The sequence below is a fragment of the Enterobacter sp. 6722112 genome (genome assembly GCF_058661685.1).
Genome location: NZ_JBZWGR010000007.1, coordinates 367,382 through 388,562, shown reverse-complemented (window position 1 = coordinate 388,562; position 21,181 = coordinate 367,382). Strand labels below are relative to the sequence as shown.

The 21,181-nt window shown below is 58.7% G+C and carries 17 protein-coding genes; 9 read left to right on the top strand and 8 right to left on the bottom strand.

The genetic code is table 11. The features are described 5' to 3' along the window. Positions 1-3: 3 nt before the first annotated feature. From AC4OVU_RS03410 to AC4OVU_RS03390, 5 genes are all read right to left on the bottom strand, one after another. Positions 4-5,589 carry a trifunctional serine/threonine-protein kinase/ATP-binding protein/sensor histidine kinase gene (locus AC4OVU_RS03410; RefSeq protein WP_110292473.1) on the bottom strand — a complete coding sequence of 1,862 codons (5,586 nt, stop codon included), beginning with the start codon at positions 5,587-5,589 and terminating at the stop codon, positions 4-6. 9 nt (positions 5,590-5,598) lie between these two features. Next, complete coding sequence (locus AC4OVU_RS03405; RefSeq protein WP_045348380.1) at positions 5,599-5,979, bottom strand: response regulator transcription factor; 381 nt, start codon at positions 5,977-5,979, stop codon at positions 5,599-5,601. 23 nt (positions 5,980-6,002) lie between these two features. Continuing rightward, positions 6,003-6,263: a XapX domain-containing protein gene (locus tag AC4OVU_RS03400; RefSeq protein WP_003863056.1), complete on the bottom strand. Its 261-nt coding sequence runs from the start codon at positions 6,261-6,263 to the stop codon at positions 6,003-6,005. After that, the gene (locus AC4OVU_RS03395; RefSeq protein ID WP_017383875.1) at positions 6,260-6,481 is read right to left on the bottom strand and encodes a DUF1427 family protein; all 222 of its coding nucleotides are present in this window, start codon (positions 6,479-6,481) and stop codon (positions 6,260-6,262) included. The genes AC4OVU_RS03400 and AC4OVU_RS03395 overlap by 4 nt, the downstream gene beginning before the upstream one ends. 61 nt (positions 6,482-6,542) lie before the next feature. Then, positions 6,543-7,229: a hydrolase gene (locus tag AC4OVU_RS03390; RefSeq protein ID WP_015572562.1), complete on the bottom strand. Its 687-nt coding sequence runs from the start codon at positions 7,227-7,229 to the stop codon at positions 6,543-6,545. A gap of 220 nt (positions 7,230-7,449) precedes the next feature. Between AC4OVU_RS03390 and AC4OVU_RS03385 the strand changes: the two genes are divergently transcribed. Genes AC4OVU_RS03385 through AC4OVU_RS03370 form a run of 4 tightly spaced genes read left to right on the top strand, consistent with a single transcriptional unit; the run spans position 7,450 to position 12,196 of the window. Continuing rightward, positions 7,450-9,321, top strand: coding sequence for an amidohydrolase (locus tag AC4OVU_RS03385; protein ID WP_110292475.1), 1,872 nt, complete (start codon positions 7,450-7,452; stop codon positions 9,319-9,321). Next, positions 9,321-9,728, top strand: a complete 408-nt coding sequence (locus tag AC4OVU_RS03380; protein WP_017383877.1) for a DoxX family protein — start codon at positions 9,321-9,323, stop codon at positions 9,726-9,728. Before AC4OVU_RS03385 ends, AC4OVU_RS03380 begins: the two co-directional genes overlap by 1 nt. Continuing rightward, positions 9,725-11,344 (top strand): MFS transporter, encoded by a 1,620-nt coding sequence (locus AC4OVU_RS03375; protein ID WP_110292476.1) that lies wholly within the window; start codon positions 9,725-9,727, stop codon positions 11,342-11,344. The genes AC4OVU_RS03380 and AC4OVU_RS03375 overlap by 4 nt, the downstream gene beginning before the upstream one ends. A gap of 30 nt (positions 11,345-11,374) precedes the next feature. After that, the gene (locus tag AC4OVU_RS03370; RefSeq protein WP_023295858.1) at positions 11,375-12,196 is read left to right on the top strand and encodes an alpha/beta fold hydrolase; all 822 of its coding nucleotides are present in this window, start codon (positions 11,375-11,377) and stop codon (positions 12,194-12,196) included. 39 nt (positions 12,197-12,235) lie between these two features. On the opposite strand, the gene AC4OVU_RS03365 is transcribed toward AC4OVU_RS03370, so the two are convergent. Both AC4OVU_RS03365 and AC4OVU_RS03360 read right to left on the bottom strand, forming a co-directional pair. Beyond that, positions 12,236-13,630, bottom strand: a complete 1,395-nt coding sequence (locus AC4OVU_RS03365) for an MFS transporter (RefSeq protein WP_047062287.1) — start codon at positions 13,628-13,630, stop codon at positions 12,236-12,238. 45 nt (positions 13,631-13,675) lie between these two features. Then, positions 13,676-14,764: a cellulase family glycosylhydrolase gene (locus AC4OVU_RS03360; RefSeq protein ID WP_017383880.1), complete on the bottom strand. Its 1,089-nt coding sequence runs from the start codon at positions 14,762-14,764 to the stop codon at positions 13,676-13,678. Between the two features lie 185 nt (positions 14,765-14,949). Here AC4OVU_RS03360 and AC4OVU_RS03355 point away from each other — a divergent pair, with 185 nt between their 5' ends. Beyond that, positions 14,950-15,960 (top strand): LacI family DNA-binding transcriptional regulator, encoded by a 1,011-nt coding sequence (locus AC4OVU_RS03355; RefSeq protein ID WP_110292477.1) that lies wholly within the window; start codon positions 14,950-14,952, stop codon positions 15,958-15,960. A gap of 194 nt (positions 15,961-16,154) precedes the next feature. Beyond that, positions 16,155-17,156, top strand: a complete 1,002-nt coding sequence (gene trpS / locus AC4OVU_RS03350; RefSeq protein WP_110292478.1) for a tryptophan--tRNA ligase — start codon at positions 16,155-16,157, stop codon at positions 17,154-17,156. Positions 17,157-17,199: 43 nt separating this feature from the next. On the opposite strand, the gene AC4OVU_RS03345 is transcribed toward trpS, so the two are convergent. Next, positions 17,200-17,655 carry a SymE family type I addiction module toxin gene (locus tag AC4OVU_RS03345; RefSeq protein WP_110292479.1) on the bottom strand — a complete coding sequence of 152 codons (456 nt, stop codon included), beginning with the start codon at positions 17,653-17,655 and terminating at the stop codon, positions 17,200-17,202. A gap of 300 nt (positions 17,656-17,955) precedes the next feature. Between AC4OVU_RS03345 and AC4OVU_RS03340 the strand changes: the two genes are divergently transcribed. From AC4OVU_RS03340 to AC4OVU_RS03330, 3 genes are all read left to right on the top strand, one after another. Next, on the top strand, positions 17,956-18,825 hold the full coding sequence (locus AC4OVU_RS03340) for a phosphorothioated DNA-binding restriction endonuclease (RefSeq protein WP_110292480.1): 870 nt from the start codon (positions 17,956-17,958) through the stop codon (positions 18,823-18,825). Positions 18,826-18,987: 162 nt separating this feature from the next. Further along, positions 18,988-20,214, top strand: a complete 1,227-nt coding sequence (locus AC4OVU_RS03335; protein WP_040118269.1) for a site-specific integrase — start codon at positions 18,988-18,990, stop codon at positions 20,212-20,214. Between the two features lie 292 nt (positions 20,215-20,506). Beyond that, positions 20,507-21,178 (top strand): EAL domain-containing protein, encoded by a 672-nt coding sequence (locus tag AC4OVU_RS03330; RefSeq protein WP_108367475.1) that lies wholly within the window; start codon positions 20,507-20,509, stop codon positions 21,176-21,178. Positions 21,179-21,181: the final 3 nt, after the last annotated feature.

Below are 21,181 nucleotides of genomic sequence, written 5' to 3'. Positions count from 1 at the left end.
CCGTTACATCTCCTGTCCGGCAAGCGGCAACGCGAAGGTAAACACCGTGCCGTACGGCTCTCTGCGGCGCGCGCTCAGTTTCCCCCGGTGCCGTTCAATGATGCTGGCGCTGATGGTCAGCCCCATGCCCATTCCCTGCGCTTTGGTCGAATAGAACGAGTCAAAGATCCGCTCGGTGAGCTCCGGCTCAATGCCGCTGCCGGTATCGGCGATCTCAAAGATCACCTTCCCCTCGGCGCAGTTCGCGGTGGCGATCGTGATGCTGCACGGGCGATCCGTCACTTCCGCCATCGCTTCCATCGCATTCATCACCAGGTTAAGCAGCACCTGCTGGATCTGCACGCTGTCGCCGATGATAAAGCTGTCGTCAGCGTTCAGAAGATAATCAACGCTTATGTGTCGCAGCTCAAGTTCGCTGCGGGAGAGCATAATGATGTGGTGGATCAGGAAGTGCAGATCGATTCGCGTAAACGTGGGGTCCTGTTTGCGCGTCAGAGACTGAATGCTGCGGATGATCTCCCCTGCCCGCTCGCCCTCGGCGGCGATCTCCTCCAGCCCCTCGCGCACTTTTTCCAGCCGCGCCGGATCGCGGTTGAGCCAGCGCAGGCTCGCGCCGGCGTTCGAGACAATCGACATCAGCGGCTGGTTGATCTCGTGCGCGATCGAGGAGGTCAGTTGCCCGACGGTAGTGGCTCGTGAGACCCGCGCCAGATCCGCCTGCGCCACCCGCATCGCATCCTCCGCCGCCCGCTGGCTGGTGATGTCGGTAATGATGCCGTAATACTCATTCACCTCGCTGCCCACCCCCACCGGATCGCCAATCCCGAGGATGTAACGAACGGAGCCGTCGGTGCGGATGATGCGAAACTCCGCGCGCATCGACAGCCCGTCACGCACGCTCTGATTAACGAGGGTGCTGATCCGGCCATAATCATCCTCATGCACGAAGGTCAAAAACTCCGCCATTGAGATCATCTTTTGCTGTTCCGGCAGGCCAAGGATACGGGCGTACTCTTCGGACATAAACATCAGATCCTGCACCAGTTCCCAGCGCCAGCTGCCGGTATGGCTGATCTGCTCGCCCAGCATCAGTGAGGTCTGGCTGGCGCGCAGCTCTTTCTCCACCCGTCGGCGCTGGATGTTTTCCGCCAGCAGCTCGGCGTAGAGCCGCGCCGTCTCCAGCGAAACCGCCGCCTGCGCGCCCAGCAGGCTGACCACGCGCGAATGTTCGGCGGTAAACACCTCCGGCATCAGGCGGTTTTCCAGATACAGAATCCCCACCAGCCGCGCCTGTTTGAACATCGGCACGCACATCACGGCGGCGCCGGACGTCACCAGATACGGATCCTGGCTGAACGGGTGGAACTCCTCCGGTTTGCCGGTGCGGATCTCCTGCCCGGTGCGGATCACCGCGGCCAGCACCGACAGCGGCATGTCCGTCGCCATCGGTGACGCTTTCAGGATGCGCACCCGCACGCCGTCGGTACTGGTCCAGGCGCTGGCTTCAATCTCCGGGATGTGATTATCGCTGACGCGCAGCAGCAGGCCACGCTGCGCCCCGGCCCGTTCAAGCAGCAGCGTCATCAGGTTTTCGATTAAACGTTCAAGGTTGATCTCTTCGGATAAGGCGCGTGAGGCTTTGATGACGCTCTGTAAATCGCGGATCACCTCGTTCTGGGCAAACGCCGCCGTGTCATACGCGCGGCTCTGCCCGGAGGCCAGCAGATGGGGGAAATCCTGCTCCAGCTGGCGCACCTTGGCCTGCGCCCCGACGCGCCCCCAGGCGGCAATCGCGCCGCGGAAATGGGCGTCGGAGGCGGTCGGGTAGCCGCAGGCCAGCGAGAAACGCCCGGCCAGCTCGTGCGCCAGGGCATTGATCGGGTTAAACCCGCCCTCCCGCGAGAGTCGCACCGCTTTTTCATACTGCTCCAGCGCGATGCTGTTCATGCCGTCCAGACGGACGATTTCGGCATAAATCAGCGCCTCTTTATCGGCAAACGTGCCCGGATTGATCCGCGCCCAGAGGGCAATTTTGTCGTAATGGTGATGAATACTGCGGCGATAATCCGCCGAAAAGGTTTCCGGCGTGAGCTGGCGGGAGAGCGCCAGCGCGCTGTAAAAATGGTAATCCAGCAGATGAATATGACCCGGCGCGGACCACGCATACCAGCCCGCCATTTCTAAATCCGCCTGTGCGTCGGCGTATTCGCCGCAGGAAAAGTGCGCCATCCCGCGATAGAGCCAGTACCAGAAGAGCATGGTCGAGGTCTGCTCGGGCGCCTGCTCCGGCGGCGCGGGCAGCAGATCGTCAGGCAGCGCCTGGGCGGCGCTCCATGGGCCCGTCACCGGCGTGCGTAAAAACTCCACGTAGCGGCGCTGAATGTGCAGAACGGTTTCAATGTCCTGGTAATCCGTTTTGCGCACAAAGGCCAGACCGCGATCGATGCTGGTCAGCACGCCATCCAGATGATCGCCCCGGGAGAGGAAGTTAATGATCTGATGACAGGCCGCGAAGCAGGCCATCGTCATGTCGCCGTGGGTCACCGCTGAGGTAAAGCAGGCCTTGGCGCACTCGATAGTGTACGACAGCGGCTGGGTCCAGACGCTGAGCTGGTCGAGCGGCAGCAGAGTTTTAGCTTCATAGGCATCATAGCCGTGGCGGTTCACCAGCTCACGAGCCAGCGTGCCGTACTCAAACCCGAGACGGTATTCGGCGTAGCGGTGGCCAATCAGCACGCCAAACCAGGCCATCGCCGTGGTGGAAGCACCGGTTATGCCGTGATCGAGCGTGAGGTGCATCATCCGGCACAGGAGTAAAAAGTGCAGGCGCGGGCAGGTAAAGCTGGCGAAAATACTGGCGCTGTAAAGCAGGTTCATCACCGCTTCGGTCTCTGCGTTCTCCATCAGCTTAAGCTGAGAAAACGGGTTCTGCGGCGCGTCGGCGGTGCGTTGACAGAACTGCTGCCAGGCCTCGTCACATTCGGCATTTTCCGGGTAGCGGCTGATCTGGATCCCGAACACGCCCAGCCAGCATAACGACGCCTCCAGCGCCAGGCGGATCTCCGACTGGCGCATATAAACTTCCGCCAGCAGGTTGGCGGCCAGCGCTTTCTCCGTCAGCCCGCCCGGTGAACCGAGGATCGCATCGCACAGCGCACGCGTGCGCTCCAGGTGTCCGAGCGCAAACTCACAGCCCGCCTCTTCGATATCCAGCATAAAGTCCGAGACCGGGCCCGCATTCCCCAGCGCTCTGGCGGTCTGGATATAGCTCAAGGCGGAAAGGTAATCGCCGGTACGCTTCGCACGCCGCGCGGCCTGAAGGCTCAGCTCCCGGAATCGCTGCCGCTGGGGTGCAGGCTGGATGCAGTCCAGCGCGGCGCTGACGTGGTGAACCGCGCGGAACAGCAATTCGTTGCCCGCCGTCTGCCGCGCGGCATCCGCCAGCAGGCTGGCGGTGGTCAGGTGCAGATGGCTTTTCTCGCCCTCATCCAGCAGGGCAAAGGCGGCTTCCTGCACCCGATCGTGGGTAAAAGCGTACTCTTTCTCCGTCAGCACAATCAGCTGAGCGGTCACCGCCGGATGAAGCGCGTAGCGGATTTCCGCCGCCGACCGCCCCACCACGCGGCACAGCATCTCCAGCTCGCCCGTGCAGCCGAGGCAGGCGATGCTGCCCAGCAGGCGGCGCGTCTCGTCGGGCATCTCCTTGAGCTGTTCAAGCACCAGCGTCACCACGTTCTCGGTGTAGTGCCGGGCGCGGATGGCCTGGAGATCGTAATGCCATTTCCCCTGATATTTGTTGTGCACCACCAGTCCGTCATCGACGATGCGGCGGAAAAATTCCTGCACGAACAGCGGGTTGCCGCCGGTTTTTTCATGGATCAGCGTGGCAAGATCGGCGGTACCGGTACTGCGGGCATGAAAAATCCCCCCGAGCCAGCGCGCCACGGCCTTCACCGACAGCGGCTGCGGTACAATCGTCGTGACGTGTTGCGCCGCCTCCGGCAGGCTCGCCAGCGCGGTCTGCAAGGTGGGCTCAGAAAGCGAACTGAGATCGCGGTGCGCCACCACCACCAGCAGCGGGATGGCGCCGCAGGCGCGCAGCAGGTGATCGAGCGTTTGCAGGCTGGCGGCGTCGATCCACTGCACATTATCCAGCAGCAGCACCAGCGGCGCGCCCTGGGTGGCGAAGGTTTTCACCAGCGCCAGCATCATATGGCTGAAGCGCGCCCGCGCGTCGATGGAAAAGGTATCCGCAGAGAAACGCGGTTTGTTCTCAAGGAGTAAATTCAGCTCCGGCACCAGGCTGACGGCCAGCTCCTCGAAGCCTTCCAGCGCGCGCGACAGGCGGATTTTCCACGTCGCTACCTCCCCGGCTGGCAGCCCGAGCAGGTGCAGCGTGAGCGTCCGAAACGCCGAACTCAGCACGCCGTAGGGCAGCGTGGGAGAATATTGATCGACCTTGCCCACCGCCAGCAGCACCTTGCGCTGTTGCAGCGATTTCAGCGTGGTGGCGATCACGGAAGATTTGCCGATCCCCGACGGACCGCCAATCGTCACCAGTTCCGGCGCACCGCTCTGGCTGACCCGCTCAAACGCGGCGATGACGTCGCTGGCCTGCGGATGCGCAGAGAAAAGCGAATCGGCAAGATGGATCGCCGGAGAGCGATCCTGCTGGCCGGGAATAAAGTCGACGATCTCACCTTCGGCGGTCAGCGTCGCCTGGCAGCGCCTGAGGTCGGCAATCAGCCCGTCGACGGTCTGATAGCGATTCTCCGGATTCTTCTCCAGCAGCTTAAGGATAATGGTCGACAGCATGCCGGGTACGTCCGGGCGCACCCGCCCCGGCGCAAGCGGCTCAGAGGCAATGTGGTAATGCGCCCAGTTGGTCTGGTCATCAGCGCTCAGTTCAAACGGCAATCGCCCGGTCAGAAGTTCATAAAGCACGATACCCAGACTGTAGAGATCGCTCCGGCTGTCGACGGCGCGCCGGGTACGCGTAGTGTGTTCCGGTGACATGTAGGCGGGCGTGCCGCCAGACGCGGCAAGCCGGGACTGGGAGAACGCGTCGGAGGTGCCGCAGGAAAGACCGAAGCTGCAAAGACGGCAGGTGGCGTCGTGATGAACGAAGAACGCCCCGGGTTTGATATCGCCGTGGATCAGGTTGTGCAGATGCATCTGGCGCAGGGGACCGCAGATGCGGATCGCCATTTCGATAAAGCGGGCGATCCCGGAAATCGCCTTACCTGCCCGGCACGCCAGCAGTTCAAAGCAGAACGGCGCGTAGACCAGCGCAAAACGTCCACGGTACTGGGTTGAAGCGACGGGCCGGATAGCCCAGCCGTCATGAAGCCGATCGCGCAGGGCAAACTCGTTTTTCAGCAGCCGGGTGGCCCGCTCCTCTTCTTCATCGCTGACCGCGGTGGCAATAATAAACGAACCGCCGGACTGGGGATGCCGCCCGTTCATCCAGGAGATGCCGCCCTCCTGCGCCAGCACGGTAAAAATGACATCCTCTTTCAGAACAAAAGCCCGCCCTTCATGGAGACCTCCCCGGGCGGGCCAAAATGCAGGCGACGTATGTTCGTTCATCCGCGATCCTTATTGTCGGCGGGCCAGCTCCCGCTGAATATGATCCAGCAGAATATCGATGTTAATCGGCTTACGCAAAAATGCAGCGGCGCCCAGACTGAGTGCATACCGCTGCATATTTTCATCAGCATGGCCGGAGATAAACAGTACTGGCGGTGGCGGCGTGGCCAGCAACCGCAGCTTCTCAAACAGCTCGATGCCGTTCATGCCGCGCAGCTTGATGTCGGTGATCACCAGCGACGCGCCGGACAGGGCGAGAGGGTGGCTCAAAAACACCTCTGCCGAATCGAAGGTATCGGTAGCATACCCTTCCGATTGCAGCAGGTTACTGAGCCCGCTGCGAACAGAGCGTTCGTCATCAATGATGGCAATGCGCCACGGCAGCGTCATGCTGTCTTTCCTCAAACAAATCGTTACGCGTCGCGGCTTTCCTTCGCGGGCGCTGGGGGCGCGGTACCGCTGATCTTCGGTACGCATTCATGACGAAACCAGGCCAGGGTCAGCGGTTCGCGGCTCACCAGACGCCGTCCGATGGGGATCAGCTGTTCACCCACCAGCATGCCGAACAGGCCAAGCAGCGCGACGACCGGCGGCGCCGGGGAATGCACGTCGAGCAGGGCGTAAAGTACCCCAGCCGCGACCCCGCACACCAGCGAAATAATCCAGGCCTTCATGATGACGCTCCGGACAGGTGCTGAACGTGGGGAACCGTCACCTGCACGCCCGCGGGATTGTCGCGGGATAAAAGATGACGCATCGCCTGTTCCCCCGCCAGCATCCCCAGCAGGCCAATCAGCGCCAGCGCGGGCGGCGCGGGGGAACGCACCTTCAGCACGGCATACATCAGGCCAATCAACACGCCTGCCGCGAGGGATATCAACCCTGTACTCATTGTGAACTCCAGAGAAAAAGGCAGCGGCGAGCCGGATGAGGGACCAGCCCGCCAGCGGGACTTAGCGTGCCGGAACCGGCGCTAAGGTGCGGTGCTCGCTCTTCTGACGAGACGGCGCTTTGTGCACCATGGTGTAGGCGTAATCCACACCCATTCCGTAGGCACCGGAGTGCTCGCGCACGATATCCATCACCGCGGTGTAGGTCTCTTTGCGCGCCCAGTCACGCTGCCACTCCAGCATCACCTGCTGCCAGGTCACCGGGATCACGCCCGCCTGGATCATGCGCTGCATCGCGAAGTCGTGGGCTTCTTTGGAGGTGCCGCCGGAGGCGTCTGCCACCATATAAATTTCGTAGTCGCCTTCCAGCATCGCGCACAGGGCAAAGCTGTTATTGCACACTTCGGTCCACAGGCCCGCGACAACCACCTTCTTCTTGCCGTTGGTCTTCAGCGCGTCGCGCACCTTCTGGTCGTCCCAGGAGTTCATGGAGGTACGCTCCAGAATGTCCTGGCCCGGGAACACGTCCAGCAGCTCCGGATAGGTATTGCCGGAGAAGCTTTCGGTCTCAACGGTGGTGATGATGGTTGGGATGTTGAACACCTTAGCCGCTTTCGCCAGCGCCACGGTGTTGTTTTTCAGCACCTGGCGGTCAATAGACTGCACGCCGAACGCCATCTGTGGCTGGTGATCGATGAAGATGATCTGACAGTTGGCAGGGGTTAAGACTTCGAGCTTAGAAGTGGTCATAAGATTATCCAGTGAGGTTAAAGGTTAAAATCGCCGCGAACAGCACGCCGATAAAATCGCGTTCATCCTATGACCCACAGCGCTGTGGTGTAATTATCTCTTCGTATAGTTAACCTTAGGTATAGTTATACTTTGGTATACCTATCCTATTGTATAACTGGATCTTTGCCGAAACCGGTTCCCATAATCCTGACCATTCCCCTCTTAGTCTGGAGCTATTATGGTTACCCTCGGTAAAGCCGATCTCATTCTGGTTAACGGCCAGTTTCACACCGTCGATCGCGAGAATCCTGTCGCGGAAGCCGTTGCCGTGCGCGACGGAAAATTTCTGGAAGTGGGTACCGTCGCCGAGGTGATGCAACACCACTGCGACGGCACTAAGGTGGTCGACTTAAAAGGCCACACCGCCATCCCCGGCCTGAACGACTCGCACCTGCATCTGATCCGCGGCGGGCTGAACTACAACCTCGAGCTGCGCTGGGAAGGCGTGCCGTCCCTGGCCGACGCCCTGCGGATGCTAAAAGAGCAGGCCCTGCGCACGCCGTCGCCCCAGTGGGTGCGCGTGGTGGGCGGCTGGAGCGAGTTCCAGTTCGCCGAGCGCCGCATGCCGACCCTGGACGAAATTAACGACGCCGCGCCTGACACCCCGGTGTTTATCCTCCACCTGTACGACCGCGCCCTGCTCAACCGCGCCGCGCTGAAGGTGGTCGGCTACACCAAAGACACGCCAAACCCGCCGGGCGGGGAGATCCAGCGCGACGCCAACGGCAACCCGACCGGAATGCTTATTGCCCGTCCGAACGCCATGATTTTGTACGCCACGCTGGCGAAAGGGCCGAAGCTGCCGCTGGAGCAGCAGATTAACTCCACGCGCCAGTTCATGCGCGAGCTGAACCGTCTGGGGCTGACCAGCGCCATCGACGCGGGCGGCGGCTTCCAGAACTACCCGGAAGATTACGAGGTGATTGCCGAGCTGCACGAGAAAAAGCAGATGACCATCCGCATCGCCTACAACCTGTTTACCCAGCGTCCGGGCCACGAGCTGGAAGACTTTGAAAAATGGACCGACATGCTGACGCCGGGCCAGGGCAGCGATTTCTTCCGCCACAACGGCGCGGGCGAGATGCTGGTCTTCTCCGCCGCCGATTTTGAAGACTTCCTCGAGCCGCGCCCGGATCTCGCACCGGGCATGGAGGACGAGCTGGAGCGCGTAGTGCGCCATCTGGTGGAGCACCGCTGGCCGTTCCGCCTGCACGCCACTTACAACGAATCCATCAGCCGCATGCTGGACGTGTTCGAGAAGGTGAACCGTGACATTCCGTTCAACGGGCTGCACTGGTTCTTCGACCACGCCGAAACCGTGTCGCAGGCCAACATTGACCGCATCAAAGCACTCGGCGGCGGCATTGCCGTCCAGCACCGCATGGCCTTCCAGGGCGAGTACTTTGCCGAGCGCTACGGCATCGAAGCCACCCGCCACACGCCGCCGGTGGCGAAAATGCTCGAGACCGGCGTGCCGGTGGGCCTGGGAACGGACGCCACCCGCGTGGCGAGCTATAACCCATGGACCGCGCTCTACTGGCTGGTCTCCGGCCGCACCGTTGGCGGGATGCAGATGTACGATCACAGCGCCCGTCTGGATCGCGATACCGCCCTGATGCTCTGGACCCAGGGCAGCGCGTGGTTCTCCAGCGAGCAGAACCAGAAGGGGCAGATCAAAGCGGGCCAGCTCGCGGATCTGGCGGTGCTCAGCAAAGATTACTTCCGCGTGCCGGAGGAGGAGATCAAGGGCATTGAGTCCGTCCTCACCGTGGTGAACGGCGATATCGTCTATGCCGCAGGCGCTTTTGGCCCACTCGCGCCGCCCGCCACTCCGGTCCTGCCCGAGTGGTCCCCGGTGGTGAAGGTGCCGGGCCACTACCGCAGCGCGCCGCCGCAGGCCGCACGCGTGGGTATGAGTGTGGCTCACCACTGTAGCGGCCCGTGCGGGGTTCACAACCACCAGCATGACTTTGCCCGCACGTCAGAGATGCAGGTATCCGACGATAACGCTTTCTGGGGTGCGCTGGGTTGCAGCTGCTTTGCATTCTGATGAAACAAAATGACGCTTCGCCCCGGATCGATCCGGGGCTGTTCTTTCTGCGCCTGACCGGCAGCCTGCTGCTGCTGTACGTGCACGGCCTGCCGAAGGTGCTGCACTTCAGCGAAGAGCTGACGCGCATTGAAGATCCGTTCGGCTTCGGGCCTTACGCCAGCCTGATCCCGGCGATCGTCGCCGAGGTGATCTGCCCGCTGTTTATCATTGCGGGCGTGTACACCCGCCTGGCGTGCCTGCCGATTATCGCCGTGCTGCTGGTGGCGATGCTGGCGGTCCACCCGAACTGGTCGATTGCCGAGGGGCAGTTTGGCTGGCTGCTGCTGATTATCTTCACCACCCTCGCCCTTACCGGGCCGGGCCAGTGGCGAGTGCAGCGTAAAACAACGGAGAGGTTCGCATGACCCAGGTAAACGACGTTCGCGACGCACACGTCGAGACGACGCCCGCCCCCGCGGTTTCACCCTGGCAGCCGCTGAGCCAGCCGGTGTTCCGCATGCTGTGGATCGCCACGGTGGTCTCTAACGTCGGCTCATGGATGAGCGACGTCGGTATCAACTGGAGCATGCTGACGCTCAGCGCCGATCCGCTGGATATCGCGCTGGTGCAGGCGGCGAGCAGCCTGCCGATGTTCCTTTTCGCCCTGCCGTCCGGGGTGATGGCGGACATCGTTGATCGACGTAAATACCTGCTCTTCTCCCAGCTGTGGGTGTTCATTGCCGCCGCCGGGCTGACGCTGCTCTCTTTTACCGGACACGTCACCCCCACCGTTCTGCTGGCGGCGACGTTTCTGCTGAGCGTGGGTGCGGCCATGAGTTCGCCGCCGTTTCAGGCGATTGTCCCTGACCTGGTGAGCAAGCCCGAGCTGGGTTCCGCCGTGGCGCTTAACTCGCTCGGGGTCAATATCAGCCGGGCAATTGGCCCTGCGCTGGGCGGTTTTCTGCTGTCGCTTGCCGGGCCGTGGATGGTGTTTGCCCTGAACGCGCTGTCCGTGATGGGCATGGCGTGGGTGCTGTGGCGCTGGCGTCCGGCACCGTCCGTGCAGCGTTTGCCACCGGAGCACTTCTTCTCTGCGGTGCGCTCCGGGATTCGCTACGTGCACGCCGCGCCGGTGCTGCGCAACGTGCTGGTGCGCACCGTGGCCTTTTTTGTTTTCGGCAGCGCGGGCTGGGCATTGCTGCCGCTGGTGGCGCGCCGCGAGCTGGGCTTAGGCCCGGCGGGCTACGGCGTGATGCTGGCGTGTATCGGCCTTGGCGCCATTGCCGGGGCCATCCTGCTGCCGCGTCTGCGCCAGCGGCTGAACGCCGATCGGCTGATGGTGGCCGCCAGCCTGACGTTTGCGATCACCATGCTGGCGCTGGCATTTGTACGTCACTTTTGGCTGCTAAACTTGTTTGAGTTCTTTACCGGCTTCGCGTGGATTGCGGTGCTCTCCACCCTCAACCTTGGCGCGCAGCGCAGCGCCGCACGCTGGGTAAAAGCCCGGGCGCTGGCGGTGTATCTGACGGTCTTTTTCGGTTCGATGACCGCAGGCAGCGCCGTCTGGGGCCAGATCGCCTCGCAGTTCGGCACTCCGGCTTCGCTGGTTGTCGCCACGCTGGGGATGGTGCTGGCGAGCATGACGGTGTTCCGCTGGAAGCTGGAGAAAGATCCGGATTTAAATCTCGACCTGAGCGGGCAGCCGCTGGACGGGGTGGAGATTGAACTCCCGAACGAGCGTGGCCCGGTGCTGGTCTCGCATGAGTACATCATCGACCCGCAGAACGCGAAAGCGTTTTTGCAGGCCGTGCACGAGCTACGCCGGGTGCGCCGCCGCGCCGGGGCGATGAGCTGGGCGGTGTACGAAGATATTGAACGTCCGGGTCTGTTTATCGAAACCTTCCTGATGGGTTCCTGGATCGAGCATCTGCGCCAGCAGGAGCGCCACACCATGAATGACCTCCTGTTGCAGAGCCGCGTTCTGGCTTTTCATCAGGGCACAACATCACCGGCAATTCGTTATCTGGTCGCGCCGGTCTGAACATAACAATCACCTGTAGAGGAACACACTATGGCAACGTTTAAGGCAAAAGATGGTACGCAGATTTATTACAAAGACTGCGGCGCGGGCAAACCGGTTCTTTTCAGCCACGGCTGGCCGCTGGATGGGGATATGTGGGACAGCCAGCTGAACCACCTGGCCGAGCGCGGCTACCGCACCATCGCCTTTGACCGTCGCGGGTTTGGACGTTCAGATCAGCCGTGGAACGGCTATGACTACGATACCTTTGCATCCGACATTAACGACCTGATCACCACGCTGGATCTGCGCGACGTGACGCTGGTGGGCTTCTCCATGGGCGGCGGCGACGTGACGCGCTACATCAACAATTACGGCAGCGAACGCGTGGCCGGTCTTGCCCTGCTGGGCGCGGTAACGCCCATTTTCGGCAAATCCGAAAGCTACCCGGAAGGGGTCGATCAGAGCGTGTTCAGCGGGATTCGCGACGGACTGCGTAAAGATCGCGCTCAGTTCATCAGCGATTTCGCCACCCCATTCTACGGCACCAACGCCGGGCAGACCGTTTCTGCCGGTGCCCTGACGCAGACGCTGAACATCGCCCTGCTGGCGTCCCTGAAGGGCACCATCGACTGCGTAACCGCCTTCGCCGAAACCGACTTCCGCCCGGATATGGCGAAAATCGACGTGCCGACGCTGGTGATCCACGGCAGCAACGACCAGATCGTGCCGTTTGAAACGACCGGCAAGCTGGCGGCAGAGATGATCAAAAACGCCACGCTGAAAGTGTACGACAACGCGCCGCACGGCTTCGCGCTGACCCACCAGGACCAGCTCAACGAAGATCTGCTGGCGTTTGTGAAGTCGCTGTAAGTCATTACGCGAAGCCTGATGGCGCTTCGCTTATCAGGCCTACAAGGGCTGGTCCTGTAGGCCGGGTAAGGCGCAGCCGCCACCCGGCGCTTTCGCAGACGCATTCCGCTCCGCCAGCAGCCGACAAATCTCCGCATGCTTCTCTTCGGTAAAGGTAAAGCGCGACATAAACCCCATTCGGATCAGCGAGCCTATCGCCGGTAACAAACAAATCCCGAAGAACAGTCCCGCCAGTACGCTGTCGCTCTGTGACTGCGCCTGCGGCACATAGTCGATCATCGTCAGAAACACGCCGATGAGCCCGCCGCCCACCGCCACCGACATCTTGCCGGTAAAGGTCTGCCCGGAGAAGGTGATCGCCGCGCAGCGCTTGTGGGTGTGGTATTCCGCGTACTCGATGGTGTCAGCAATCATCGACGAGGTGAGGATGTTGGTCATCATCACGAACAGCGTGCTCAGGCCGAGCAGGATAAACAGCAACGCCGTGTGCTGATAGCCCGTGAACCACATCACCACGCGCACCGCCACGTCCAGCCCGCAGAGGATCATAAACAGCTTCCGCTTCTGCATCCGGCGGGTCAGCAGCGGGGCGACCAGGCACAGCACCGCCGCCACTATCCCCATCACGCCAATTGCCATTTGCAGGCTGCCGTCGCCCATATTGTTGATAAAGAAGTAGATATAGAGACCGCCCGCCACGTTATGGAACACGCAGAAAAAGAACGACAGCAGGACGATAAACAGCGGCTTGTTCTGGCGCAGGTTGTGGAAGGTGTCGCGCATCGTCACCTTTTCCGGGCTCGGCGGCACGCGCTCTTTGATCTGCATAAAGCCGTTGAGCATCAACGGCAGGCCCACCAGCATCATCACCAGCGCCGCCATAAAGTAGCCTTTATCGTTGCTGTACTGGGCAAAGAACGCCGCCAGTTTCGGGAAGAAGATGTTAGCGCAGGCAATGCCCGCGTTCACCCCGAGCATCGCCGCCGTCACCGCGCGGGTGCGCTGGCCGGAGTCGTTGGTCATCACCGATGACATCGACCAGAACGGGATATCGGAGATGGCGTACAGCGTCCCCCACAGGATATACGTCACCCCGGCGTAGAGGATTTTGGTGGTCATATCCGCTTCGATTTTATAGAACGCCAGCAGGGTGACCCCGGTGATCAGCAGCGGGGCGATCAGTAAAAAGTGGCGAAACTTGCCGAACCGGCTGTTAATGGTGTCCATAATGCTGGCAAACAGCGGATCGTGAACCGCGTCCCACGCGCGGGCAATCAGGAAGATGGTGCTTGCCGCCAGCGCCGAGATCCCCAGCACGTCGGTGTAAAAATAGTTAATAAACGAACCCACTAAACCAAAGCTAAAACACTGACCTAAACCATAGCCAAAGTAAGACCACAACTCGCGAGACGGTATTTTCATTGTCATTGCCATAGTGCGTACCTGGTTGCCCGGCGAGAGCGCGCCGGGTCATTATTATTAGCCCTGCGGATTCGGGGCGATTTTGCGCAGCTTCTTCATCAGCGCGATTTCAGCGCGTGAGAACGGGATACCGTTCTCCTCAAACACGTCGTGGAACCACAGGCGGCAGTAGTCCGTGGACTCCTTCATCACTACCGGCCACGGCAGCCAAGTCTGGGTTTTACCGCGCACCAGCCCCCACTGATACGGCGCGACCTTCGCCATGTACATCAGCGGGAGCTGCTCTTCGATGGTGCCGCCCACGTGACGCGCCAGCCATTCGGTGCAGAAGATTGGGCGGCCCAGCGCCTGAAGCTGCTGGATAATCGCCGTCATGCGCCCGGTATTGGTATAGGCGTGGTAGCTCACCACATCTGACAGCGCCAGCGCGGTCTGGTCCAGCGGGTGCTGGTAAAACGTCTCGCCCTCTTCTTCCGCCGGCAGACGCCACGCGCAGATGGTGAGCGGCTGGGTCGGGTCTTCCTCACGCACCCAGCGGAACGCCTGCTTCATCAACTCGTGCGCGCAGGTTTCCAGCTTCTCGTCGTACAACACCTCCTCCGTGCCGGTCGCGAAAATGCCGCGGTTGCCCGGCTCGTTATACAGATCCCAGAGCAATACGCGCTTATCCTCGCGGAACTGGCGCACAACGTCGCGGATATAGCGCTCAATCTGTGGCCAGCAGTCGCGATCGCACACCTTATCGCGTCCCGGGCTCGCTGCCGCCTGGCTGTTGTGCTTGCCCGGTACGGGCGGCTTTTGCGGGCCGAGGTACGGCTCGTCGCCGGAGAACCCGCAGTCGTCCATCAGGGTCAGCATGGTGCTGAACCCATGACCGTCGGCAATCGTCAAAAAGCGGTCGATGCGCGCCATCAGCCCGTCGCGGTCGTGCTCCCAGACGATGAACGGCAGGTTGATGCGCAGGGTGTTATAGCCCGCGTCCGCCGCCCAGCCCAGCTCGCGGTCGATGGTTTCGGCATCGAAGGTCTCTTCCTGCCAGATATCGGTCCAGTTCACCGCCGTCGACGGCAGATAGTTAAACCCGCACAGCCAGCCTTTCTGCTGATACCACGCCTGTGCCTGCTCCCTGCTCCACTGCTCTTTCATTACGCATCCTCTTACTGATAATATTTAGCTAATAAATATTAGTTGCAGAATAAATGCGCAAATCGTGGCGCTCAGAAAAGCGACGCCTCTCACAAAGTTCACGCTTCGATGGATGAGAAACGTGATCGACGGCGCGGAAGCACGCGGTTAGGGTATGATGCAAATTCGCGAAAGGGAGAGAACGGATGAAGCGAAAAACAAAAGTGACGATGAACGATATTGCGCGGGCGGCGGGGGTGTCGCAGGCGACGGTATCGCTGGTGCTCAACCAGTCCCGCAACATCAAGCTCAGCGACGACACCCGCCAGCGGGTGATTAATGTGGCTACCGAGCTCGGCTACGACCGCCTCCCCGCCGTTCACGCCCCGCGCAACCAGGAGGAGATCGCCCTGCTGGTCAGCTCCATGCAGAGCTTCGACCCGTTTATCGACGCCATCAGCCAGGCGCGGGAAGCGGCGTGGCGCAACGAGACCCTGCTCACCGTCTACGACTACGGCGACGACGTGGAGCTGGCCCTGAACATCATCCGCCAGCTGGACAAGCGCAACTGCATCGGGATTATCCTTGCCTCTCCGGTCACGAACGTCGTCGATATGACGGCATTCCAGGACTGCACCCGCATCCCGCTGGTGCTGCTCAACCAGCGCGACCCCGGCTCGCCGCTGCTGCCGTCGTTTATTCCGGACGACTACGCCAACGCTTTCCAGGTTACCAGACACCTCATCGCCTGCGGCGCCACGCGCATCGCCCACATCACCGGCGAGAGCTGGATGGAGGCCTCGCGCCAGCGTCTGGCGGGCTACCAGGCGGCATTACAGCAGGCCGGACTCGCGTGCGACGACGGCCTGGTGCGCCAGACCAACTGGCAGTTCAGCGAGTCCTTTACCGCCACCACGTCTCTGCTGGAACTGGCCGAGCGCCCGGACGCCATCTTCTGCGCCAGCGACTGGCTGGCGATCGGCTGCTACCAGGCGCTGGCGGTGAACGGCGTGCGCATTCCGCAGGATATGCTGCTGGCGGGCTACGACGACCAGAAGATTTCCGAGCAGCTCACCCCGCCGCTGACCAGCATCCAGTTGCCTTACAGCGAGCTGGGACGGCTGGCGGTGGAGTACCTGTGCAATCAGGAAGATGCCGCCACGCACGTGACGCTGGCGGGCAGGCTGAAGGTGCGCGCCTCAAGCAGCGGCGCCTGAGCCGCTTTACCCCTGCGTTTTTGCATGATAGGTTAATTCGATGAACACACGCTCCGCCGTACTCACCATTAAACGCTGGTGGCTGCCTTCTTAAAGGCGGCCCGGAGTTGTTTTCCCCATTTTCAGAGAGCCGCCGAAAGGCGGCTTTCACACATCCAGGACCCCTTTCGGCAATTGCACATTAAGGAGTCTTTATGAACGCACCCACCATCCTCACCGGCGATCGCCCAACCGGCCCGCTGCACCTCGGTCATTTCGTCGGATCGCTACGCCAGCGCGTGGCGCTTCAGCAGACGCACAACCAGTTTGTGCTGATTGCTGACCTTCAGGGGCTGACCGACAACGGCAGCAACCCGCAAAAAATTCGCGACAACATCCCCGAAGTGCTGGCCGACTACCTCGCCGCGGGCATCGACCCGAACCTGACCACGATCTGCCTGCAATCCGCCCTGCCCGCCCTCGCCGAGCTGACGATGCTGTATATGAACATCGTCACCGTCGCCCGCGTGGAGCGTAACCCGACGGTGAAAAACGAGATTGCGCAGAAGGGTTTCGTCCGCTCGCTGCCGGTCGGGTTTATGGCCTACCCCATCAGCCAGGCGGCGGACATCACCGCGTTTAAGGCCGAGAGCGTGCCCGTCGGCGACGACCAGCTGCCGATGATTGAGCAGACCAACGAGATTGTGCACAAGATGAACAGCCTGCTGCCCACCCCGGTGCTGCGCCACTGCAAGGCGATGCTGAGCGACACCAGCCGCCTGCCCGGCATCGACGGCAGTGCAAAGATGTCGAAATCGCTCGGTAACACGCTGCACCTTTCGGCCAGTGAAGAGACGATTCACCGTGCGGTCAGCGCCATGTACACCGACCCGAACCACCTGAAGGTGAGCGACCCGGGGCAGATTGAGGGGAACGTGGTGTTTACGTACCTCGACGCGTTTCATCCGGACAAGGAGAAAGTGGCGGCGATGAAGGCGCATTATCAGGCGGGCGGGCTGGGCGACCGGGTATGTAAGAACGAGCTGGAGGCGTGTTTGCAGGAGCTGATTGCGCCGATGCGGGAGTGGAGGGCGATGTACATGCAGGACAAGGGAGAGTTGATGGCGATGCTGAAGCGCGGGACCGAACGGGCGCAGGGGGTGACGCAGGCGACGTTGCGGGAGGTGAAGGTGGGGCTGGGGGTGCCGGTGTTTTGAAAGCGGTATAAATAATAATCCCGGCGCAGGGCCGGGATATTTATCAGGCGTTACGCTTAATTACCGGAATATCGCCGGTGTCATTTAACGCTCCCGGAAATGTTTTTAACCACTGAGCGACTTTCTGCTTATTAATATTCACCACACTCATACCTTCCAGGCATCCCCATAATTCTCTTGTATGCTGTGGCGTAATCACAATGCAGTCTTTCATGGCGCGGATTTTTACCGGCATGCCGTTGATAAAGCCTGCACGGTTTAACCAGTCGCCGCCCAGAAGAAGGTATTTCATGTCTATGCGCGCATAGAGTTCGCAGCAGGCGGCACTGTCTTGCGGCGTTGCTGCGCGGGGATGAATGGGCGCCGCGTTGGGCTGGTTGCCGTGAAGACGGCGGGCGCTGTTTTTGCGTACCAGCTCGCGGTTTTCAATCATGCCGGTGAAAGCGTCTGATTCTGTTTTGCAAACAGTAAACTCTGGCTTAAAATTCGTCGCAGCCATTTTCAACTCCTGATTAGTTGTTGGTGGTTAGCGGTATGGGGGTGTTGCAGCACCTTCATATCGCGAATTCCTCGTTAAATATTCTTCGATACTTCCTTTGCCGTTCGGCGTAATTTCTGGTGCTCATTATACAGAGCTGAATATAAATACAGCGGTTTGGCGTGGGATAAATTTGGAATTTGCGAGGGGGATTCAGGAAATAGGGTTATGTGCGGTAAGGTCATGTTTTTGTTGATTGTGGGTTGATTGGTCTGAGTTTTGCGAGCATCATCGCAATTATTTACCTTCTTCCGTAACGCGATGGCTTCCAGCAAAACTTTCGAACAGGCGATTACCGACATCACCATCTGGCGCAAAGGCGAACAGCGTGCGCCGCATAAGCCTTTATTGCTTCTGTACGTGCTGGCGAACTATCAGCAGGGGCATGCGCGACTGTTTGATTACGGTACTGAGGTCCACGAACAGTTGCTTAGCCTGCTAGAACGCTTTGGCCCACAGAGGAAGGCGCATTACCCAAATATGCCCTTCTGGCGGCTCAAAGGGGACGGTTTTTGGGATCTGAAGAATACTGAGTTCTGTTCGACCACTGGCAGTAAGCAACCGCCTGTTAAAGAACTTGTGGAACATAACGTCGCAGGCGGGTTTGATGAAGAACACTTTGCGCTGCTGAATAAGAACAAAAATCTGATCGGCTCGCTGGCGCAGCAGATTCTTGAAGCGCACTTTCCTGAAAGCATTCAGGAAGAGATCGCGGATGAGATGGGTTTTGATATTCAACAGATCCGTAAGGTTCGCGATCCGCTGTTCCGCCAGCAGGTGCTGCGAGCTTATAACTATGAGTGTGCAATCTGCGGGTTTAACATGCGACATGATAACGCCTCCGTTGGACTTGAAGCCGCGCATATCAAGTGGAAGCAGTTTGGCGGACCGTGTGAGATCCCGAACGGACTGTCGTTGTGTGCGATTCATCATAAGGCGTTTGATAAGGGATCGATTGGGCTGGATGAAAGTATGCGGGTGCTGGTGTCCGAGGCGGTGAATGGGAGCGGGATTGTTGGACGGCTGTTCTGGGATTTTGCCGGGAAGCAGATTGCGTTGCCGATGGGGAAAGGGAATTATCCTGGGGAGGGGTTTGTGGAGTGGCATCGGAGGGAGGTTTTTAGAGGATGAGTGGAAGGCCGGACTCGAACCGGCACGTATTTCTACGGTCGTTCGCTTGTCTTACAAGCTCCTGTAATCCTTTGAATCAACTGGAAAAACAGGTAAAGACTTCGACATTTCACACTATTCAAAATCATGTGCAAAAGCCCTGACAAAATAGCTGGGGTGAACATGATTTACAAGCGAGATCGTTACTTAGTTTTAGATCCATGCGGAAACTATCTGGTGAGGATCGCCATACCAAAGTACATGCGTCATCTGTTCGGAGGAAGACATAACTATGTGAAGAGCACAGGCACACGCGATGTGCGCGAAGCCCGTCTCTTTCGTGATGCGGTTGCTCTGGAGTGGTTTAAGATTCGTAACCTGATAAAGCCACAGCGTGATCGAGGCTCGAAGGTAGAGCAAATCCTCAATGAACTACGTCAAGTTGGTACGTATGCACATGCAGCACCGGAGCCATTAAGCGCCCCTGTAATGAGTTGCCCTTCCCTCTTGAGGATGCGGGATCAATACATTCTCCAGTTCAGCGAGAAGCGCAAACTCACCACGCTATCAAAGACAAACAAGGCTGTAGAAGTGCTCTTAGAACATCTGAAAAAGCGCGATGTTCAGCTTCGTGACATTAACCGGACCACCGTTACAGGTTGGCTTGATAAGCTCAAGACGGAGAAAGCACCACAGACCATACAAAACTATGTCAGCGCACTGGCTCAAATCTGGGATCTGGCTCGTAACAGATATCACGATGCACCACAGGAAAACATCTGGCGCGGTCATGCGCTGGAGGCCAAAAGTAGCAAGGTGAGCTATGAGGTGTTTGAGCCTGGAGAATTGGCGAAAGTATTCGCTGTGATGGCAGATGATGAAGAGATGCAAAATGTAACGCTGATCGGCATGTATAGCGGTATGCGCCTGAATGAAATTTGTTCATTACGTGCGGCCAACATCCGAGAGATTGAAGGGGTGTTATGTTTCGAAGTGACGGAGGGGAAGACCAAATCAGCAGCCCGTATTATTCCGGTGCATAGCCTGATCACTCCGTTGGTGTTATCGCTTCGTGAGAAGCCCTACAACGGATTTTTGTTCTATCGTGCGTCAATCATTGACCGTGCAGACGGAAAGCGCTCTACGTGGCATTCACAGCGTTTTACGAGGGCTAAACGAAAGGCTTTAGGCGAAGCGGGATCAGAGTTGAAAGTTTTTCACTCGTTACGCCACCAAGTGGCGCAAATGTTCGATAGAAATCAAGTGGTTGAGGACAGAATAGCCCTTCTGCTCGGTCACGAGCGCGGCTCTACAGAGAGTTTCAAGACGTACAGCAAGAATGCCGCCTCTCCTGTTGAGCTACGGCAGTATATAGAATTGCTACGCTATCCAGAGATAGAGAATCAATAAAAAAGGGGCGTAAGCCCCTCGTTAACTTATCGAATAGAACATTATTACATTACTTATATATTTAGGTGAATATGAACCAGTATCAAACAAAAAACCGAGCAAAAAAACAACCAGAAAAACATTGCAAGACTAATATATAACAATCAGCAAACACCCACTATAAAGCAGAAAGGTATGTGATATCAATCACTTAGTCAAAGCCATACATCCGTACCACAAATTTTGGCAATACTATTGCTTTATTGTGATAAAAATTACAATATAATTTTAATTAAAATTTAAGGTATTTGTTATGGATACTACATTCATTGCTGAACCTATAGTGAGCATTGACGAGAGGTTGTTAGGCGTTGAGCTTCTCACTCGCTTCATTACCTCAGATGGACGTCACCTTCACCCTGAGTTCGTAATTTCATCTTGGGATTTAGATAGGAAGCGGCTTTTCCTATACGAACAATGTGGAAACATTGCCACTATGCAAACGTGGTTCGAACGAAAGAATCTATTTTGTACACTGAACATTGATCAGCAAATGGCTTTTTTAATACGTCATGACTACATACTTAGACAAACTTTCGAATCGATGCCATTCATCAAACTTGAACTTTCTGAGCATTTCCCTGGTTTGGACAAGGGATTGAAAAGTCCCTTATTAAAATCGCTGAGCCAGGGTGTAAATGGGCTATGGCTCGATGACCTTGGCGCAGGAAACTCGAATGTAGTTAGTTTGATCGAAGGATACTTTGAGGTTGTAAAGGTAGATCGCTGCTTCTTTAATGAGCAGGTGCAGAAACCAACCTTCAACCAGTTGATTGCATCAATCAAAAAATACTGCGACAAAATTATTATTGTAGGGATTGAGAATAGAGATCATATGGGGTTACTGCGTGAGGTGGGAATTTGGGGATTACAGGGCTATCTTTTTAAATCTGTCCCTTTTAAAAATATGGATTCATTGCTTTAGTGT

Coding starts and splice junctions, on each gene's coding strand:
- AC4OVU_RS03410 (WP_110292473.1), bottom strand. CDS start 5,589: ATGAACGAACATACGTCGCCTGCATTTTGGCCCGCCCGGGGAGGTCTC.
- AC4OVU_RS03405 (WP_045348380.1), bottom strand. CDS start 5,979: ATGACGCTGCCGTGGCGCATTGCCATCATTGATGACGAACGCTCTGTT.
- AC4OVU_RS03400 (WP_003863056.1), bottom strand. CDS start 6,263: ATGAAGGCCTGGATTATTTCGCTGGTGTGCGGGGTCGCGGCTGGGGTA.
- AC4OVU_RS03395 (WP_017383875.1), bottom strand. CDS start 6,481: ATGAGTACAGGGTTGATATCCCTCGCGGCAGGCGTGTTGATTGGCCTG.
- AC4OVU_RS03390 (WP_015572562.1), bottom strand. CDS start 7,229: ATGACCACTTCTAAGCTCGAAGTCTTAACCCCTGCCAACTGTCAGATC.
- AC4OVU_RS03385 (WP_110292475.1), top strand. CDS start 7,450: ATGGTTACCCTCGGTAAAGCCGATCTCATTCTGGTTAACGGCCAGTTT.
- AC4OVU_RS03380 (WP_017383877.1), top strand. CDS start 9,321: ATGAAACAAAATGACGCTTCGCCCCGGATCGATCCGGGGCTGTTCTTT.
- AC4OVU_RS03375 (WP_110292476.1), top strand. CDS start 9,725: ATGACCCAGGTAAACGACGTTCGCGACGCACACGTCGAGACGACGCCC.
- AC4OVU_RS03370 (WP_023295858.1), top strand. CDS start 11,375: ATGGCAACGTTTAAGGCAAAAGATGGTACGCAGATTTATTACAAAGAC.
- AC4OVU_RS03365 (WP_047062287.1), bottom strand. CDS start 13,630: ATGGCAATGACAATGAAAATACCGTCTCGCGAGTTGTGGTCTTACTTT.
- AC4OVU_RS03360 (WP_017383880.1), bottom strand. CDS start 14,764: ATGAAAGAGCAGTGGAGCAGGGAGCAGGCACAGGCGTGGTATCAGCAG.
- AC4OVU_RS03355 (WP_110292477.1), top strand. CDS start 14,950: ATGAAGCGAAAAACAAAAGTGACGATGAACGATATTGCGCGGGCGGCG.
- trpS (WP_110292478.1), top strand. CDS start 16,155: ATGAACGCACCCACCATCCTCACCGGCGATCGCCCAACCGGCCCGCTG.
- AC4OVU_RS03345 (WP_110292479.1), bottom strand. CDS start 17,655: ATGGCTGCGACGAATTTTAAGCCAGAGTTTACTGTTTGCAAAACAGAA.
- AC4OVU_RS03340 (WP_110292480.1), top strand. CDS start 17,956: ATGGCTTCCAGCAAAACTTTCGAACAGGCGATTACCGACATCACCATC.
- AC4OVU_RS03335 (WP_040118269.1), top strand. CDS start 18,988: ATGATTTACAAGCGAGATCGTTACTTAGTTTTAGATCCATGCGGAAAC.
- AC4OVU_RS03330 (WP_108367475.1), top strand. CDS start 20,507: ATGGATACTACATTCATTGCTGAACCTATAGTGAGCATTGACGAGAGG.